This window comes from Psychrobacter fozii (assembly GCF_003217155.1).
In the GTDB taxonomy this organism is placed as follows: Bacteria; Pseudomonadota; Gammaproteobacteria; order Pseudomonadales; family Moraxellaceae; genus Psychrobacter; species Psychrobacter fozii.
The window spans coordinates 23,908-43,094 of record NZ_QJSU01000004.1 but is presented as its reverse complement, the minus strand read 5'-3'; the positions used below and the strand labels follow the sequence as shown (position 1 = coordinate 43,094).

Genomic DNA, 19,187 nt, shown 5'->3' with positions numbered 1-19,187 from the left:
TTGTTCAATGAGAAAAGCCGTGAATAGCCAAAAAGACAGTCAACAAAATAATAAAAAATCGCTTACCAATATGCAGATGCCACGATTCAAGCAAGTTTGTGTCATTGGACTTGGACTCATTGGTGCCAGTCTTGCTCAAGCCATCAAAGACAATGGTCTCAGTGAGCGTTTGGTCGCTGTTGATAGACACGCGCCAAGCATCGAGGAGGCCATTCAACATGGCTTGTTAGACGCGGGTAGCTCAGCATTGAGCGATGTGGTCGCTGGTAGTGATCTGATCGTCATCGCTGTGCCAGTACAAGCTGTACAAGCAGTGCTCGTCGATATCAAAACTGCGATGGACAATGGACAACTGGCGACTGATTGCATTATTAGTGATGTTTGTAGTACCAAGGTCAATATCATCGATGCCGCCAAATCGGTGTTTGGTTCGCTACCGACAGGACTAGTGCCAGCGCATCCGATTGCTGGTGCTGAGAATTCAGGATATCATGCCAGACGCGCCACTTTATTTGCCAACCATAGCGTTATTATCTGTGAGCTACCGACGACCAGTATCGTCGCGATAGATAAGCTACGATGGTTATGGGAAGCAGTGGGTGCTAGCGTGATGGCAATGGAAGCCGAGCATCATGATTCGATCTTAGCGCATACCAGTCATTTGCCGCATTTGCTCGCTTTTAATCTGGTTGAGCAGTTAGCCAGTCATGATGATAATTTAGATATGTTTCGCTATGCAGCGGGCGGCTTTCGTGATTTCAGCCGCATTGCTGCCAGTGATCCTAAAATGTGGCACGATATATTTTTTGCCAACGAAAGCGCGATTGTTAGCGCCCTTGATGAGTATGGCGTCTATCTACAGACCATGCGTCAGCTTATCATTGATAAAGATTCAACCGCCCTGATGGGACTTTTAGGCCGAGCGCAAGCCGCACGGCGACATTTTGGCCATATGTTAGCCAGCACCCCTTATACGGATACTTCTGCCATGTCAGCATCTTATAATATTACTCCTAGCAATACCGTTTCAGGCACCATCACCATTCCTGGTGACAAGTCTATCTCTCATCGCAGTATCATGCTTGGCAGCCTTGCAACAGGTATCACGCATGTCACTGGGTTTTTGGAAGGGGAAGACGCGCTTGCGACCTTGCAAGCATTTCGTGACATGGGTGTGACGATTGAAGGGCCTGATAACGGCAAATTGACCATTCATGGTGTTGGTATGAATGGACTCAAACCAAGCAAGACGCCGTTATATATGGGCAACTCAGGCACCAGTATGCGTCTGCTATCGGGTATCTTGGCGGCACAACCCTTTGATAGCGTATTGACAGGTGATACCAGTTTAAACAAACGTCCGATGGAACGTGTGGCTGCACCACTTCGCGCCATGGGTGCTGTGATTCAAAGCACAGGGCATAGTGGTACTGCACCACTTAGCATCACTGGTCGTGATACGGTTGGTAAGCCACTGCAAGGTGCGGAATATGATATGCCAGTAGCATCTGCACAGGTCAAGTCTTGCTTATTGCTGGCGGGACTGTGGAGCGAGGGCACAACGACTGTCATCCAACCTGAAGTCAGCCGCGACCATACCGAGCGTATGCTTTCAGCCTTTGGTTATCCAGTGACAGTAGAAGGCAATCGTATCAGTGTCACAGGCGGTGGTCAGCTAACAGGCGGTGATATCGCTGTGCCTGCTGATATCTCCTCTGCGGCATTCTTTATGGTCGCTGCTGCGATTAGCCAAGGGAGCGAGTTGACCTTAACACAAGTGGGTATCAATCCTACGCGTACGGGCATCATCGATATCTTAAAGCTGATGCAGGCTGATATTAGCTTGAGCAATGAGACTCATGTCGGTGGCGAACCAGTCGCTGATATTACGATTCGTGGTTCAAACTTAGTGGGTATTGAGATACCAGAGCATCTCGTACCGTTGGCGATTGATGAGTTCCCAGTATTGTTTATCGCTGCTAGCTGTGCAAAAGGCCGTACGGTATTGACTGGTGCCAAAGAGTTGCGCGTTAAAGAATCTGATCGTATTGCGGTCATGGCTGAAGGGTTGCGCACTCTCGGTATTGATTGTACCGTTACAGAAGATGGGCTAATTATTGAGGGTCAAGGCACAGAAAGCGAGAACGGCGAAGTCAATAACAGCCAGCCTGTATTCGGTGGTGGTCACATTATCTCGCACCATGACCACCGTATTGCCATGAGTTTCGCTGTTGCTAGTTTGCGTGCGTCTGAGCAGATCACTATCGAAGGGGTTGAGACTGTTAATACCAGCTTCCCAGGATTTGCAGAATTGGCCAATCATATTGGTATGTCTATCCAAGTTGATAGCACTAATGCCTAGTATGATTATTGATTGAGCTTTACGTAAAATAGTTTTTTAAAACAGCGTTTATCGTTAGCAATGTGTTGATGCCCAAACTGGTATCAACGCATTGCTTTTTTACTTTTTACCTTATCTGTAGTAACCCTGCGTTCTTGCTTTGATACTTCTATTGTTCGTAGAAGCAGGTGAGATCGCGCTTTGCTCTAACACGTTGTATTGTATTATGACCACCCAGAATGTTGTCAAAAAACCCGTAATCCCTATCAAAACGACGAGAAGCGGTATTATCACTGCACTTATCGCTTTCTGTATTTGGGGCGCTTTTCCCCTTTATTTCAAACAGCTAGCTGCCTACAATGCGACAGAAATTATCGGTCATCGTATTGTTTGGACGTTTGCATGTTTACTCATCGTAGTGGTCGTGACCAAGCGTTGGCAATGGATAGATACCCTGAAGCAAAATCCAAAATGGATCGCATTAACTTTTATATCAGGTATTATCATTGCGACTAACTGGCTCACATACGTATGGGCGGTCAATCATGATCGTATCCTTGAGGCGAGTTTGGGTTACTTTATTGGCCCGCTCGTTGGTGTCGCGCTATCGATGATTTTGTTCAAAGAGCGCCTGCGACGCTTGCAGTGGGTTGCTATCGGATTTGCACTGTTATCTGTGGTCATTCAAGTGGTTATGATCGGTAGTTTACCGTGGCTATCGCTTGTGCTAGCCTTTAGTTTCAGTACCTATGGTACGATTCAGCGTCAAACACCGCTAACGCCTGTCGATGCGATGTTTATCGAAACTACGATGCTCGTCCCTATTTTTCTTTGGTGGTTTTGGCAATCGGATGTGGTCAGTAGCCAGTTGAGCTTTTGGTTCACCTCAAACATATGGCTATTAATGATTGCGGGCCCGATTACATTGATACCTTTACTGCTATTTAATAAGTCGACTAAGATGGTCGCGTTTAGTATTTTAAGCTTTATGAATTATCTGACCCCAACCTTTATTTTCTTTTTGGCTGTGTTCTATTATAAAGAGCCATTTGACTTACATCGTTTAGCGGTCTTTGGCTTGATTTGGCTAGGTCTGCTACTATTCAGCATTGATTTATGGCGCCATCGCCCTAGTAAGGCATTAAAAGCGGCACGTTTGCGTGAAGAAGCACTGCAGCAAACCAAATAAAAAACTGAGTTCAAAACTCTAATTAAACATTTAGCAAGCAAGGATGAGAGCATGTTTCATACTGAATCTGATGTGGTATTTGTAAAAGGTCTAAAAGTAGAGGCCGTCATCGGTGTCTACGAGTGGGAGCGGGCGATTACGCAACCGCTGCTGATTGATATCGCGCTGGAAACGGATATTAGCGCTGCTGCTGTGTCAGATGATGTCGATGATGCACTGAACTATAAAGCAGTCTGCGATGATGTCAGCGAGTGGTGTAAAGAGATTAAAGCGAAACTGCTTGAGCATTTGGCAGGTCTTATCGTGGATAAATTGCTCACAAAATATGCTTGTCATAAAATCACGTTAAGTGTTGCTAAGCCAACTGCTATTGCACAAGCGGATGCGGTTGGGGTGCAAATCACGCGCTATGCGCCAGCGTCAACAGACGAGCTAACTACTAAAGAAGCTGCCAAAGAAGTTAATGACAGCCAAGCCGATGATGCATAAAGTATCAATGGATTTGAATTTAGCAACGCTAAAACAATGCCTGCCTGAACAGCTGCAAGCGCAGTCTGTGACGGCGGTGATATTAGCATTGGGCAGTAATTACCAAGCCGATAAGCACTTGCCACGTGTTCGTAAGGATTTAGCAGCCCTAGGCGAAATACAGTTATCAACGCCGTTTCAAAATCCTGACTTTACAGCGACTATCGAGCTACCGAAACCTGACTATACCAATCAATGTGCCTGTTTACGTTTGGCCAAACCTGCGATATTGCAACAGTTACAAGCGTTGTTTAAGCAGATGGAAGGCGAGTGTGGTAGAGAACGTTTGGCAGTAGCAAAAACGTCAGTCAAAAAAGTTACGATGGATATCGATATTCTGTTGATAGAAGTAGTTACTGATAAAAATAGCCTAAGCAATAATTCATCGTCTAATCAAAAATCCGAATGGCTAATCATGGCAGATCGCTATCCATTTAAAGCGCATGAACGCGCAGGGGTTGAGGAGTTAGTTTCGGATCGTTTTTAATTTAGTGGTTTATTACCCGTATTCCCATGGTTAGTGCCTGCCAGATTCTTCTTGCTTGAAAATCCTCGTTTTTTAAAACAATATCAATTTCATCTGTGTAGTAATCGCAAACTAAAAAACTATACACGTATGTAAACAATTGTTAGTATTAGTTACTAATTATCTCTGAAATTCTTCCGTTCATGCAAAAACTCATTAATTTTCTGAAGATAAAACCAATCATGAGTTTAGCAATCATACTCATGATGTTTACTTTGTCTGCCTGTGATAAATCCCCTTCCGAGCATCTTCAATCCTTGACTGAAGACAAATATCCTGTAGCAAATATGCCGTTAGGACATTCAGTCGTCGTTAATCCCAAGTTAACTAATTTTACCGTTGGTAAACGCCAATTGGACACCTGTGCCTGAGGGTTGGACAGTATTGGGTCAGTTTGACTCATTAGCGTCAGATTATTCTATGCAAGCGGCGTAAACAAGAATAATAAATCACTCTCACTATTAGAGAAAACATCACATGACATTAAAATCCTTATTTAGACCGTTATTGCTAGCCATAACCCTGCTACCACTCTGTGCGTGTAGCTCATTATTTAAACCCAAAACGATGACCATCGAATACGATGAAGAGGTCAAGCTTCACGATGGTGAGATGATATGGGTACATATCACAAGACATTATTACCGATATTCAGGCGCATTAGGCGCATTAGGCGATCCTGGTGGTCTAGAGAGCAGTTATAAGCCTAAAGAAGTGGAGATTAGCTGGGATACGGGCTTTGAGGGGGTGGGGCGAAAATCGGTTTATTTTCAAGAAGATATTATGCTAATTAATAAATATCAAGATAAGTGGTATGTAGTTGGGGGATTACCTTATTCAGATGTTAATAACATACCGAACTCTGTTAATTGTAGAAAAGTAGGTGCGAAAAAAATACAGCTATGCATAGTAGCAATTAATGTTAAAGGTGAATTTATCAAAACTAGTGCTAACGAAATCGTAAATTTCAATAGTATGAATATCCTTAATCCAGTAGGTATTAAAGATTGGGGATTATTTCCCAATCCCTTAAATAAAAGAAGTCTTATATGGAATGAAAAGATAGAGCTACAAAGTCATCAAAAACCTCATTTACAAAAAATTAATAAGCCTATAGCGATTCTCGAAAATCAGGAGTAACAAATTATGTCAGATTTAACTAATCAACAAAAAGCTACTTATGCCCTATTAGCAGATAACGTGTATTGGGATGTTCGATATGGCTATGATGAAAAAACAGATGACTTCACCAACTCCAACTGGACTCCTGTGCCTGAGGGTTGGACAGTATAGGACCAATTTGACTCATTAGCATCAGATTGTTCTATGCAAGCGGTGTAAACAAGAATAATAAATCACTCTCACTATTAGAGAAAACCTCACATGACCATAAAATCCTTCCTCAAACCGGTACTACTGGCTTTGTGCTTGCTACCGTTATCATCTTGCAGCTCATTATTTAAGCCCAAAACCATGACCATTGAATATGATGAAGAAGTTAAGTTGCATAACGCTCGCCGAAATTAATCATTAAGCTTGTCTCCTTTCTTTTTCTTGTCTTAGATATGCTTTCAATAGCCTCCTACTCAATGACTTCAGTTTCACAAGTGCTATCGTTAGCACTGACTGATATTATTGTATCTGCATTATGATCGAAATCTATAGCGTCAAAATACTGACAGTTAAATGATTGAATTTCGAGGGTGTAGGATCGATGTTTTGGGCTAAGTTCTTTATGAATCTTTCATATCTACATTATATTTTTCAGAAGGGTAAGGTTGAATGACTTTTATATTTAGAAAAATTACGGACGACGACTTAGATTTACTTTTCGCTTCACCAGATGTTAAAGAAGCGCTCTATGGTATATTTTTTGACAGACAACATGCCGAAGACAGAGTTGAAAATGGTGGGAGTATGACCGTAGTAAAGCAAACAGGAGAAATGATTTTTAGTTTGGGCGGTTTTTCGGGTCTAGAGGGAGAATCGCCACGTTACGCTTATCTATTTGAGGGACGCATCTGCACTATCATTGAAACAGCAGAGGGTTATGAGCTATCCATATATTATTGTTCTTCTATATTGCGGGAAGGCCTGCCTCACATTAAAGAAGTAATGACGCAAGCGCTTATTTATGGTGGAGAAACGCTAACGGGAAACAATCTTAAGGGGTTGCCTGAAGAGATAAAACGTATCGCTATGAGTAGAACTTATACATTTATTGAAAGCAAGCAGCGGCACTTTCGTTAATTCTAGCCACTTTTAAACCAATGATTAAAAGAGAATACGATGAGTGATTATATCTATAGAGAAATCACCAAACGAGATATCGATCAATTATATGCTTCGAGAGATGCTGAGAAATGGCTAATTCCATACTATCAGGGTCCAAAGACCTACAACGATGTTGGAAAGGAAAGCATAGCAGAACCTATAGCGTCTGAAGAGTGGAAGTTGTTTCGTTTTTCAGAAAATTTCGAACGTTATGATACAGCAGCATGGTTTATGTATTTGGAAAAAGATGGTTCCTTATTAATCATGCAAGATAGATGGCCATTAGAAAACGATAAACACCCTATGTATCCCAATAGAGAGCAAGAGTTCGTTATTCTTTTTTATTCTAAATCGCTTGAAAATACGATTCAAAAGATTTGTGAGTTGGTGGTTAATATTGCCACCCAAGGGGGCGTCTACTTAACAGGAAAACCCGAACCTGATTATTGGGTTGATCCAATTGTTACTTACAGAATGGCAGAGCCTAATGATACAGGAAGAGATTTATAATGAATATCAATGAAATAAGTAAATATATATACCGGAGGGCTAGAAAGGAAGACTTCGATGAACTCTATAGCTCACCAGAGGCTGAAAAGTGGCTAATACGACATTATGATAATAGACGAGGTGCGACTTTAGCAGAACCTAATGTAGCGAAAACATGGAAGGTATTTCGCTATATGGAGAATTACGAAAGAGGAAATGAAATATCAGATTGGTTTGTTTACTTGGATAAAGACGGCTCTATATTAATCATGCAAGATAGATTTCCTATGCCGCCACCTTATGAAATATATTCAATAGATGATAACCGTGAGCAACAGTTTGTGGTGCTGTATTGCTCCAAAGCCCTTGAAAATGATATTCAACAGATTTGTGAACAAGTTGTTGATTTGGGTAGGCAAGGTGGATACTACTTAACAGGTGACGCTGAACCAGATTTTTGGGAAGATCCTATTATCTCATACAAAATGGCAGCACCTAACGACTACGGGAAATACTACTAATGAATATTAATGAGATGTCAGGACAGCAGTTGATTGATTATATTAACAATGCTGATAAGCAGTTCACGATTCAAGAGCTAAAAGACATTATTCAGCAAGCATCAGCAAGCATCGAAGGCGCCGCTGATGATGCAGCATATTAAATAAAACTTACTTCTGCTTAGAACTTCTCTCATCAGCCTCATCTTTACCAATCACATCGAACTCTTCTAAGCACAATTTATCATATTCTTTTTTGCAAAAGTTAGGGTCGATTTTGCACATGGCAGCTTGTAGTTGATCGAGGCGGTTTTCTGATTGCTGAATGTGCTCTAGCATTTTAGCAAACGCTTCTGCAACGGGATCTTGTGAGGTTGGATCAATACCATAAGCCTGAAATGCCGTATCGCGTGCAGTAGCTTGTTTTGAGGTTGCTATTTTTTCTTGTGACTTAGCGTCTGGTGATTTTTCGACAATTGGATTGCCTTTTTCATCATGATGATCCGATATCATGCGAGCTGCATTGCCAACCATCGTAGCACCTGCTGGTACAGGTTTTACCACCACGGCATTTGAGCCGATTTTTGCGTTTTTACCGACTGTAAATGGGCCCAATACTTTTGCACCAGCGCCAACGGTCACACCATCTTCTAGCGTGGGATGGCGTTTGCCATTATTCCATGAGACACCGCCGAGGGTAACGCCATGGTATAAGGTGACATCGTTGCCAATCTCAGCCGTTTCACCAATCACCACACCGACACCATGATCGATAAAAAATCGTCTGCCGATCTTGGCAGCAGGATGAATCTCGATACCCGTAATGATACGTGAGCCATAAGAGACCACACGTGCCGCCAGTTTTTGTTCGTTATTCCAGAGACAGTGCGCCCCGCGATGTAAGATAAGCGCATGGATGCCAGGGTAGGTTAATATAACTTCCAGACTATTACGTGCAGCAGGATCACGTTTGAATACCGCATCGATATCTTCTTTTAAATCCTTTTTGATGCTGGTAAGCGTCTTCAAAAATTTGGTTGGCAATGACATAAAGCGTCCTATCTATTTGTCGGTAGAGTGTCGTTACTGAAATAGCGATCTCTTTCATTTATAGTTGTTAGATTTTAATCGTTATTAAGTCTGCGTAAATATTGGGTTGCACTTACGCTCAGGTCTTTCAAGTTATAGCAGTTTTACACGATAAAATATAGTGATGAGCTATTAAATACTCACAAACCCATCACATAATATAAGTTTGTGAGTATCGATTTTATATTTGGTAGTAGTCCTAGGGCATGTCATCAATTAGCACATTGATACATTTAGTGGCCTTAAAATGGCTAAATTTTGTCAAACATCGTCAGAAATCTTGTCAATATGTTCATATTTACGGCGAGTTCTTCCTTGTTTGACTGCAATTTTTCTCATTTTAAGCCACACAATCTAAATGATGACACGCCCTAGATAAGACATCTAGTTTTTCGACAGTTTGGCAATCAATGCACTTAGTAGTTGATACTCTTTTTGATCAAGCTGTACACGCGAACCCAGTCTAGACAGTCGTGATGGCAATGACTTTAGATGTTCGCTATCTGCCAAATTACGCTGAACCATGAGGTCAGTCATACGCTGAGTGAGCTGTAGTAGTTGCTGCTGAGTGATGGCTGGCTCGTCCCACTGCTGACGCAAATGAATATCTATCATTGGCTGAGCAGTTGTACTGACATCGGTATTTGAATGATTATCAGCTATCTTCGTGTGCGTCTGTGCGTAAGCAAAGATAAAGCTGGCGATCACTTGCACTGCTGATGCGACATTCAATACAGGATAAGCAGGATTGGCATCGATTTGAATATGATAATCTGCATAAGCCAACTCTTCATTGGTCAAACCGCGATCTTCACGACCAAATAAGATAGCGATATTTGGTTTACCGTGAATGGCTGTTTCTTGCTGATCAATAAAGTCGAACATGATTTTGGCTGCCTGCGTGGGTGTGACCACAGGTCGAGGCAAGTGACGGCTGCGACTGCTGGCTGCGAACACGATCTGGCAGTCTGCAATAGCAGACTCAAGATTTGGGGTGATAGTCGCTGATGAAAGCAGCTCACTGCCACCTGCGGCATGAGAGACACTGGTGTCATCAATCGGCAGTTTGGGCTCAACGACCGTTAGGTGCGAGAGCCCCATAGTGTGCATTGCGCGTGCTGCTGAACCAATATTAGCAGGCAAAGTCGTATTGACCATGACAACTTGCACAGCGTCTAGGTAATCGCTCACGCTATGAGCCGACGGTTCTGAGAGAGGTGTTAATGCTTCAGATGATGGAGTCTCGCTACGCATTTATTGCTCCAATCTTAAGTTTATTTCTTGTGCAGCGCGTTCTAATGCGGCTGCGATGTCTTCAATAAGTGCGGCCTGCTCACCGATACGGCGCTCACGGCAGCACTCTTGTAATTGGCTACTAAGCTTGACCAATTGAGTCGTTCCCAAGTTAGCACTAGCGCCTTTTAGGGCATGAGCGGTCTCATAGCCATTGGCATGATCGTTTTCTTGCTGAGCAGTTCGCAGCGTTGCGACACGTTTTTTACTGTCTATAAGATACACTTGTATTAAGTCGGCAAAGTCTTCTTCGAGCAGGTCACGCATGTCTTCAAACTGCTCATGATTGATAATTTCTTCAGTTTGCTGAGTCATATTGTTATTTGGGTTATTTTCCATGGTGTTATGTCCAATTGTTAAAAGTTAAAGCAATAAGGTTATAGTCAAATCCTCTATAAATTGAATACGGTGTCAGCCTCGCTCGGCTTCCTTGTATCTAAATTATATTGAACAGACTATAAGATGTATTGAGCGTGCCCTTGATTAACGATAATAGTTTTTTAAGCTACGGAAGACATTAACTATAATGAAAGTGTAGGTTGTCTTCACTAATCAAGTTTTTCAACTGCTGTAAATTATCATCGTTAGGGTAGATACGCCAATGCTCGGATAGTCCCACATTAGCAATACCAAACGCTTCATAAATGCTCAGCCCAAGCGGTAGGCAATTATCATTAATAGAAGTGTCCGTATTGCTTAAGGCACTATTAGCATAATTCTGGTCGGTAGGGCTGCCATTGTCTACTGCCAGTAAATCATTACCGTTTTCATCGTACAAACTGCCACCCATCGCAGGATCGTAAGCGCCATTACCACTGTTACTGTCTTGCTCATCCTGATCGCTATTATAAGCCAAGCGCGGTGCAGGTATGATGTCGGCTTGTGCTGATTTGAGTAGTGGTTGTAGATGCATGAGCAACTTAATGTCGCTACCATGAACTTTAATGCTTATTTTTTTGAGCCAACGCAGCCGCGCATCAACCATACTCATGGCACTATCAAGACGGGCAAAGAGACGACCGTCACGCTCACGAATACTGCCTTTAATGATAACCACTTCGTCGACTTTTAACTGGTCTTTTACGCGGTTAAAGCGCTCTGCATAGCAGCTGACTTCTAACCTTGAGGTACCATCGTCTAAGGTAATGACGTTGCGAGTACCAAAGTTTGCGATATCGATAATTAGACCTGCAAAATAGCAGCTACCGTTGTAACCAGTATCTGTCAGTTTATCGAGTCGAGCACCTGACGTGTAGCGTTTGAGCTCTTCTAAGTATTCATTGATTGGATGCCCTGTTAAGTACAGTCCCAAGGTGTTCTTTTCTGCTTTTAGGCGATGCTTGTCACCCCAGATTAGCTCTGGTGTCATGACGAGTGGCGGTGCGGCGACCACACCATCCATTTCACCAAACAAATCCATCATACCGATTTCACGGTTTTGACGATCTTGTTCAGCGGCCTGTACGGCGCTTGGCAGTTGACTCATTAAGGCCCCGCGAATCTCGTAAGCTTCATCGGCTGGCAAGTCAGGTCGTAAGATTGCGGCAAAGTCATCAAAACAGCCCGCGCTGACCAATGCTTCAAGCGTGCGCTTATTGACTTTTTTGATATCCACACGGCGGCAAAAATCATATAAGTCTTTAAAAGGGCCTTCGCGGCGGCGTGCATCCACGATAGATTCAACCGCACCTTCACCAACGCCTTTAATAGCACCCAAGCCATAAATGATATTGGTTGGCGTATCAGCAACAAAGTGCCATTCACTACGATTCACTGATGGATTCACCACGGTCAATTCAAAGTTTTCGCGGCAGTCATTGATAAAGAACACCACGTTGTCCGTGTTGTTCATATCAGAGGTTAAGACCGCTGCCATAAATTCGGCAGGGTAGTATTGTTTTAGATAGGCAGTCTGATAAGCCAAGACACCATAAGCGGCAGAATGCGATCGGTTAAAACCATAACCGGCAAACTTCTCCATCAAATCAAATACGCCACCTGAGGTGACCTCATCGATGCCTTGCGCAGTGGCACCAGTGACGAAGATGTCACGCTGCTTTGCCATTTCTTCGGGTTTCTTTTTACCCATCGCACGGCGTAGCATATCAGCACCGCCTAAGCTATATCCCGCCATGACCTGTGATATTTGCATCACCTGTTCTTGATAGACAATAACGCCGTTGGTGTTTTCTAATATCGGCTCAAGATTGGGATGGTCATAAATGACTTCCTCGCGACCATGCTTACGGTCGATATACATTTCTACCATGCCCGCATCGAGCGGACCGGGACGATATAGCGCACACATGGCGATGACATCTTCGATATTGGTCGGTTGCAATTTGGCCAGATACTTTTTCATACCCATACTTTCTAACTGAAAGACAGCAGTGGTTTTGGCGTCTTGCAATAGCTTATAAGCTTTTTTATCATCTAACGGCAAGTCTTCTAGGATTAATGCGTCTTTGCCTTCTTTAACACGGCGCAAGTTTATGTTCTCAACCGCAGCATTGATGACAGTTAAGTTACGCAGACCCAAGAAGTCAAACTTCACTAGCCCAACGGCCTCGACATCATCTTTGTCAAACTGGCTGACGCGATGTCCTTCATCATCACAATAGATGGCACTAAAGTCAGTAATCTTGTGCGGGGCAATCAGTACGCCACCGGCATGCTTACCGACGTTTCGGCAGACCCCTTCTAGCTTGATTGCCATCTCCCAAACTTCAATGGCATCTTCATAATCCATATTGTCAGGATTAGAGATTAAGTCTTTGAGCTGTGGCTCTTGCTCAAGCGCTTGGCTGAGGGTGATACCGGGTGTTTTAGGAATCAGCTTAGATATTTTATTAGCGAGGAAGTACGACTTGCTTTGTACCCGAGCTACATCACGCACCACGGCTTTTGCCGCCATGGTACCAAAGGTAATAATCTGCGAGACCGCGTCACGGCCATAAGTTTGTGCCACATAATCAATGACTCGGTCACGACCTTCGATACAAAAGTCAATATCGAAATCGGGCATCGATACGCGTTCAGGGTTTAAGAAGCGCTCGAATAATAGATCGTAGTGGATAGGGTCAAGGTCGGTAATGTTTAGCGCATAAGCGACCAGCGAGCCAGCACCAGAACCACGACCCGGTCCAACGGGTACGCCATTGGCTTTCGCCCAACGGATAAAGTCCATAACGATTAAGAAATAACCCGGAAACCCCATTGATAGGATAATCTCAAGCTCATATTCTAGGCGCTCGTCATACCTCTGGCGAAAGTCGCTCCAATGTTCAGTACGCTCGGCGACAGGGAATAGCTTATCCAAGCGATTATTTAGACCACGTACAGACTCTGCCCGAAAGAACGATTCAATCGTTTCACCTTCAGGCACAGGAAAGTCGGGCAGGACGTTAATGCCTAGTGTCAACGTCACATTGCAGCGGGTGGCTAAGCGCAAGGTATTATCAATAACCTGTGGAATATCAGCAAATAGCTGCTCCATTTGAGCTTGAGTCTTTAGGTACTGCTCATCAGAGTAAGTCTGTGGACGATTGAGATCAGCCAAAACATAAGAGCCTGCAATGCAGACACGTGCCTCATGGGCATCAAAATCATCTTGCTCCAAAAACCGCACATCGTTGTGCGCGATGATAGAAATGTGGTGTTTGGCACCCGAGTGAATAGCAGCCTGAATAAAGGCGTCTTCGCCTGAGCGACTGGTGCGCTTGATGGCAAAATATAATCGATCAGCAAACTGTGACTGCCACTCGGTAATCAGTTCATCAGCTTTTTCTGGCATCGAGCTAACCAATGCTTGGCCGACATCGGATTTTTCGGTAAATAATACAATCACGCCTGCCGCATGTTCCAAAATATGACTGCGCTTAACCACTGGCACACCGTGATTGGCATCATCGGCACGCCCTTCGGTAAAGCCAAGAGATACGATACGGGTAATGTTTTGATAACCTTCGTTGTCCATCGCCAGCAAGGTCAGTCGTGTGTCTTCATTTTCCATGATGACTTCGCTGCCGATAATAGGCTTGATACCAGCGCCTAGGCAGGCACGGTAGAATTTCACTGTAGCATAAAGGTTGGATAAATCGGTCAATGCCAGCGCGCGCTGATTGTCAGCCGCCGCTGCTTTAACCATCGGCTTAATACGCACGATAGAATCAGTAATTGAATATTCGCTGTGAATGCCAAGATGTACAAATGCCATAGAAGACTCTTACGGATACGATCGGAAAATAGGCTGATAAGAAATAAATTTTTAATTATCAATGGCTTAAGATTTTAATTTAGTCTGAAAATATGTTGTTCACCGTATTTTCTGGTTTCAAATCAGGTCGTTAATAATAGCATTATTTGCCGCAGACAGCCACTGATTCAAAGGGTTTAATCTGAGTGAGATAAAGTCAGTAAGCGGCTTATATTCGGTTAGAAATAGTATTAAAAAGCCCTCAACACAATGAAGTGCAGAGGGCTATATTGTTGATAATTAGAATGGTTTAATTTAATACCCAACCACAGCTGCATCAACGATACGTGGATCAGACGAGCCGTAAACACCACTTGGCGTAATCATAATAGATTGCGTTGAACCCATGGCTGATTGCGGACTCACCGTGTGCCCCATAGATTCGAGCTTTTTGATGGTATCGATATTTAATGCTTTTTCGATACGGATTTCATCAGGCAACCATTGATCATGAATGCGCGGGGCATGCGTGGCTTCTGCAATATTCATATCGTGATCAATCACGTTAGAGATAACCTGCGTCACGGTCGTAATAATACGACTACCACCAGGACTGCCAGTGACGATATAAGGCTTACTGTCTTTGAATACGAGCGTTGGACTCATAGAAGACAGCGGTCGCTTGTCCGCTTCGACGCTGTTCGCTTCACCGCCTAATAGTCCATAGCCATTGGGCACACCAGGTTTGGCAGAAAAATCATCCATCTCATTATTTAATAAGATACCTGTGCCATCAGCAACCAGCCCAGTGCCATAAGAGAAATTCAACGTATAGGTGTTGGCGACGGCATTACCGTCTTTATCCACGATAGAAAAATGCGTGGTTTGATCGCTTTCGTACGGTAGCGGGTTATTGGCTTTAATGGTCGCGGCTGGCGTGGCTTTATTGGGATCAATCAATGTGCGCAGTTTATCGGCATACGGTCTGGCTGTTAGACCGCTCACAGGGACATCTACAAAATCAGCATCACCCAAATATTCGGCACGATCGGCATAAGCCAATTGCATGGCCTCTGCCATTAAGTGAATGGTCTGGGCGCTGTTTTGTCCGTAGTCTTTGAGTGGATAGCCTTCTAATATGTTTAAAATCTGAATGATATGAATGCCACCAGAAGAAGGAGGTGGCATAGAGACAATCTCATAACCACGATAGTTGCCTTTTACAGGCGTACGGGCCACGGCATTATAGTTGGCCAAATCCTGTAGGCTCATACGGCCACCTGCTTCATTGACAGCTTTGACAATTTTACTGGCCGTCTCTCCTTTATAAAATCCATCAGCCCCTTGTGCTGCTATCAGCTTCAGCGAGCGGGCAAGCTCTGGCTGCTTTAAGCGTTCACCCGGTTGATAGACACTGCCGTCGGGTTTAAAAAACACCTTTTTAGTACTGGGCCATTTTTGCAAGCGATCACTTAAGGCGGTGAGCGACTCGGACAATCCTGCTGTGACTTCGATACCGTCCTCTGCCAGTGCAATCGCTGGGGCCATGATTTGCCCGCGGCTCATCGTGCCGTGTTCATCTAACGCTTTGAGCAGTCCTGCCACTGTGCCCGGTACACCAACGGCTAAACCATGATAACGAGACAAGTCGCTGACGGCGTTGCCTTCGGCATCAAGATACATGTCACGTGAGGCACTACTGGGTGCTTTTTCACGATAATCTAACGCCACTGTTTTGCCCTGTTTGGCATCATAAATCATCATAAACCCGCCGCCACCGATATTACCGGCACGTGGCAAAGTAACAGCCAATGCGAAACCAACGGCAACCGATGCATCAACGGCATTACCGCCTTGTTTAAGAATCTGTAACCCAATATCTGAAGCGAGCGCTTCTTGCGTGGCAACCATGCCATTTTTTGCCCATACTGGATGATGAATGGCATCAGCAGAATAAATGGCTTGGTCACCATTTGTGTTATTAGTCGTGTTAGTCGTAGCGGTGAGCTTACTTGATTTGGTGGTCGTAATGCGTTTGGTTTCAGATAGTACGGTTGGGTTATCAGCCATTACGGCTAGGTTTATTGCACTGGTATTAATTGAGGTGTTATTGATTGAGCTGTTATTAATGGAATTAGTCGATGCCATTGGTTCCAGCGCATGAGCGGATACAGACAGTAATAACGCCCCAGTAATCAGTAGCGTCCTATGGTTAAGTAATAACTTTTTCTTGAGTTTGGGTTGCTGAGTAGCATGATGTAAGTGTGAGGGCAGGTGTGACATCGTAAATTCCTTTTTATGAGAGAAGTTAATCAACAAGTATATAGACAAGCAATAGGTAGATTATAGAGAGGTATGTCACGCAAAATAACAGAATAACATGAGAATAGGGAGTTGCTATCTACATATGTCTATAAAAATATGAAGAAATGGTGGTTTTAAAATATATTTTGTTCATTGTGCTACAGCTTTTTATTTTCATAGAGACAGATAGCTGTCTAATACGAGAGCGTTTTAAGTGTTCAGTGAATAAATAGGATGGTGAAACCCAATGATTTATGGAAACTAAATGAAAAATTGCGCTATTATCGCTAGCTAGTAATGTTTTGTGATATAAATAACGCTACCAATACGATACTTACAATTGTTTGTCAGCTTAGATTAAGGAAGTCTCATGTCACCGCCTATTTTTCGTAAAAATGACCAGCCAACTTTACCTCAATCATCCGCTCACCAATCATCGAGCACTAGTAAGCGTCAGTCTATAATGATTGCTGGCTGTGCCATTTTGTCTGTGGGTGCGACGACTATGGTGACAGGCTGTCAATCAAACCCGACCGTCTTATCATCTGCTACTGTATCAGGAAAGATGATTGATTTTGAAACGGCAGATACCGCACAAAGCCAAGCACAGGGCCGTGCATTTAATGCCAGTTTACATGCCAAATCTGAGCGCTATGCCCAGCTGTTTGACCAAGAAAAATATCCCAGTACAGAGAATCAAGCCAAGTCACATTTATTGACCGCTATTCGTCAGCATTTGACCACTGAGCATGTGTCAGTCTCGCAAGCCAACTATCAAGCAGCCCCTTTTATTAGTCCAGACAGTATCGATGCCGGCGCTAGCAGTTTGTTTAAGACTATTTTAGAGACCTATGTTTATAAAAAAGAAACCTCAGGCGACTATGATTCGGACTACGACTCAGATAACGGGGACTTTTATGAAGCTGAATCAGATTATGATAGTTATGTCGATGCTGCAGATGAAGTCGTCGTCGAAGAATATGCTGAGGAGTCAGATGACATTGCATATGATGAAAATGGCTATGACTGGTATGGCTACAATGAAGACGGATACAACGAGTACGGCTATGATGATGAAGGTTACGACCAAGATGGCTATGATGAAAACGGTTATAGTCGCAGTGACTATGCTACAGAAGCCTATGAAACCGATGATTATGAATCGGACAGTGCTTTTTCAAAGTTATCAGAATTAAACCCCAAAAGCATGACAGAACAATATGAAGCCATGCAAGCGGCTAAGCAGCGAGGAGAGACTACTAATGTAGAAGATGAGTTTTCAGGTTCTTCTTCAGCAGCAGGCGTGATTGGCAAGCTACTCAATATGATGAATCGTACGCCTGAGCAGATAGCTGCATCAAATGAATATCAATATAAAAACCTCATGTTCAGCAGTGTCAGTCAATACAATCCTAAGCAGCGACAAATACAAAGCGTCTACAGCTATGATTATGTGACACCAACGATTAGCGCATCGGTGCAAATACCACTCGCGCTTGATTTTGACAACAGTCGTATCACAGTCGATCCTTCAGTCATTATGCCCATCATGGCAATTGCCAATCCTGACCATACGCCACTACCTAATGAGATGGCATCGCATACCGTCAGTTTTGGTTTGCCCGAGAGTATCACGGAACAACTGCCGCCAGCAGTACTTTATGATGCGGCGATTTCTGCGATACAGGACAGTATGGCAGAGCTGGCGCCTGAGCATTTTAGCGCGGTCGATATTCGTAATGATCGGTTTGCCAAAGAAGTTGGCGCTAGCCGAGCCGTAAAAGTATATTTCGGTAGTCAACAAAGCGGTGAGATGATCGGTAAAACGCTGAAGTACATGTCCAAGTCATTACAAGATTATGTCGATGCCAATCCAGAAAAGTATCCTGATGGTGCGATGCTAAAAACAGCCATTGATAAATTGCAGCTATACAATAAGGGCTATCAAAGTGCAGATGTGGGGTCGCTATTACAGTTGATTGAGGCCATCGGTCCTATTTCGTTTAATCAAATAAACTACTACTATTTAGACAACTCAGACCGTCTGCTTGCCAAGCAACAGCGCATGAATATTGGCGGTGATTTGATGGGATCTACCACCACTGTATTAAATCAGGTGCGCTACGATAAAACCATTTTTAAAAATCATGTATTAACGCCTTTATTGGCAGAATCTTTCGGTGAAAACGCCAAACTTGCTATCGATGGCAATGCGTGGATGGCAGAACAACGTCAAGCAGAAGATAGGCTAGATACCGCCCGTTATGCCCGTTATGATTACGATAGTGATTATACTGATGCCAGTGACGATTATGCCAGTGATGCGTCAGAGTATGATTCTAGTGATTATGATGACTATGACACTGATTATAGCGAAGACTACAACGATGCTGAAGATGATACGGACAACCGATAGAGCGTCATTAGCACTATCGTCGGTTCAAGCCCATATTTATTAA

17 protein-coding genes are annotated in these 19,187 nt (G+C 43.5%); 12 read left to right on the top strand and 5 right to left on the bottom strand.

Features of this window, described 5'->3' with window-relative positions; translation table 11 throughout:
* The first annotated feature begins 7 nt into the window (after positions 1 to 7).
* The 11 genes from DFP82_RS06295 (at position 8) to DFP82_RS14685 (ending at position 8,011) form a co-directional block, all read left to right on the top strand.
* A complete protein-coding gene (locus DFP82_RS06295; RefSeq protein WP_342767468.1) occupies positions 8 to 2,362 on the top strand; it encodes a bifunctional prephenate dehydrogenase/3-phosphoshikimate 1-carboxyvinyltransferase in 2,355 nt (784 codons plus the stop codon).
* Between the two features lie 205 nt (positions 2,363 to 2,567).
* Positions 2,568 to 3,530 carry an EamA family transporter RarD gene (gene rarD, locus DFP82_RS06290; protein ID WP_110923091.1) on the top strand — a complete coding sequence of 321 codons (963 nt, stop codon included), beginning with the start codon at positions 2,568 to 2,570 and terminating at the stop codon, positions 3,528 to 3,530.
* 51 nt (positions 3,531 to 3,581) lie between these two features.
* Positions 3,582 to 4,019 carry a dihydroneopterin aldolase gene (gene folB, locus DFP82_RS06285; RefSeq protein ID WP_110922884.1) on the top strand — a complete coding sequence of 146 codons (438 nt, stop codon included), beginning with the start codon at positions 3,582 to 3,584 and terminating at the stop codon, positions 4,017 to 4,019.
* Entirely contained in the window at positions 3,994 to 4,545 is a 552-nt protein-coding gene (locus DFP82_RS06280) for a 2-amino-4-hydroxy-6-hydroxymethyldihydropteridine diphosphokinase (RefSeq protein WP_245905657.1), read from the top strand. The genes folB and DFP82_RS06280 overlap by 26 nt, the downstream gene beginning before the upstream one ends.
* Positions 4,546 to 4,766: 221 nt before the next feature.
* Complete coding sequence (locus tag DFP82_RS14635) at positions 4,767 to 4,955, top strand: hypothetical protein (RefSeq protein WP_146221328.1); 189 nt, start codon at positions 4,767 to 4,769, stop codon at positions 4,953 to 4,955.
* A 106-nt stretch (positions 4,956 to 5,061) separates the two neighbouring features.
* Positions 5,062 to 5,724: a hypothetical protein gene (locus tag DFP82_RS06275; RefSeq protein WP_110922883.1), complete on the top strand. Its 663-nt coding sequence runs from the start codon at positions 5,062 to 5,064 to the stop codon at positions 5,722 to 5,724.
* A gap of 6 nt (positions 5,725 to 5,730) precedes the next feature.
* The gene (locus tag DFP82_RS14690; protein WP_181416259.1) at positions 5,731 to 5,877 is read left to right on the top strand and encodes a hypothetical protein; all 147 of its coding nucleotides are present in this window, start codon (positions 5,731 to 5,733) and stop codon (positions 5,875 to 5,877) included.
* Between the two features lie 489 nt (positions 5,878 to 6,366).
* Complete coding sequence (locus DFP82_RS06270) at positions 6,367 to 6,834, top strand: hypothetical protein (protein ID WP_110922882.1); 468 nt, start codon at positions 6,367 to 6,369, stop codon at positions 6,832 to 6,834.
* A 39-nt stretch (positions 6,835 to 6,873) separates the two neighbouring features.
* On the top strand, positions 6,874 to 7,368 hold the full coding sequence (locus tag DFP82_RS06265; protein WP_110922881.1) for a hypothetical protein: 495 nt from the start codon (positions 6,874 to 6,876) through the stop codon (positions 7,366 to 7,368).
* Entirely contained in the window at positions 7,368 to 7,868 is a 501-nt protein-coding gene (locus tag DFP82_RS06260) for a hypothetical protein (protein WP_110922880.1), read from the top strand. The genes DFP82_RS06265 and DFP82_RS06260 overlap by 1 nt, the downstream gene beginning before the upstream one ends.
* On the top strand, positions 7,868 to 8,011 hold the full coding sequence (locus DFP82_RS14685; protein ID WP_181416258.1) for a hypothetical protein: 144 nt from the start codon (positions 7,868 to 7,870) through the stop codon (positions 8,009 to 8,011). Before DFP82_RS06260 ends, DFP82_RS14685 begins: the two co-directional genes overlap by 1 nt.
* Positions 8,012 to 8,018: 7 nt before the next feature.
* Here the strand turns inward: DFP82_RS14685 and cysE are convergent, their stop codons facing one another.
* The 5 genes from cysE to ggt all read right to left on the bottom strand — a co-directional run bounded on the left by cysE (position 8,019) and on the right by ggt (position 16,707).
* Positions 8,019 to 8,858 (bottom strand): serine O-acetyltransferase, encoded by an 840-nt coding sequence (gene cysE / locus DFP82_RS06255; RefSeq protein WP_425450595.1) that lies wholly within the window; start codon positions 8,856 to 8,858, stop codon positions 8,019 to 8,021.
* Between the two features lie 462 nt (positions 8,859 to 9,320).
* On the bottom strand, positions 9,321 to 10,190 hold the full coding sequence (locus tag DFP82_RS06250) for an RNA methyltransferase (RefSeq protein ID WP_110922878.1): 870 nt from the start codon (positions 10,188 to 10,190) through the stop codon (positions 9,321 to 9,323).
* Positions 10,191 to 10,568, bottom strand: a complete 378-nt coding sequence (locus DFP82_RS06245; RefSeq protein ID WP_110922877.1) for an Hpt domain-containing protein — start codon at positions 10,566 to 10,568, stop codon at positions 10,191 to 10,193.
* A 178-nt stretch (positions 10,569 to 10,746) separates the two neighbouring features.
* Positions 10,747 to 14,445: a DNA polymerase III subunit alpha gene (gene dnaE / locus DFP82_RS06240; RefSeq protein WP_110922876.1), complete on the bottom strand. Its 3,699-nt coding sequence runs from the start codon at positions 14,443 to 14,445 to the stop codon at positions 10,747 to 10,749.
* Between the two features lie 294 nt (positions 14,446 to 14,739).
* Complete coding sequence (gene ggt / locus DFP82_RS06235) at positions 14,740 to 16,707, bottom strand: gamma-glutamyltransferase (RefSeq protein WP_110922875.1); 1,968 nt, start codon at positions 16,705 to 16,707, stop codon at positions 14,740 to 14,742.
* Positions 16,708 to 17,098: 391 nt separating this feature from the next.
* Between ggt and DFP82_RS06230 the strand changes: the two genes are divergently transcribed.
* A complete protein-coding gene (locus DFP82_RS06230; protein ID WP_110922874.1) occupies positions 17,099 to 19,144 on the top strand; it encodes a hypothetical protein in 2,046 nt (681 codons plus the stop codon).
* Positions 19,145 to 19,187 lie beyond the last annotated feature (43 nt).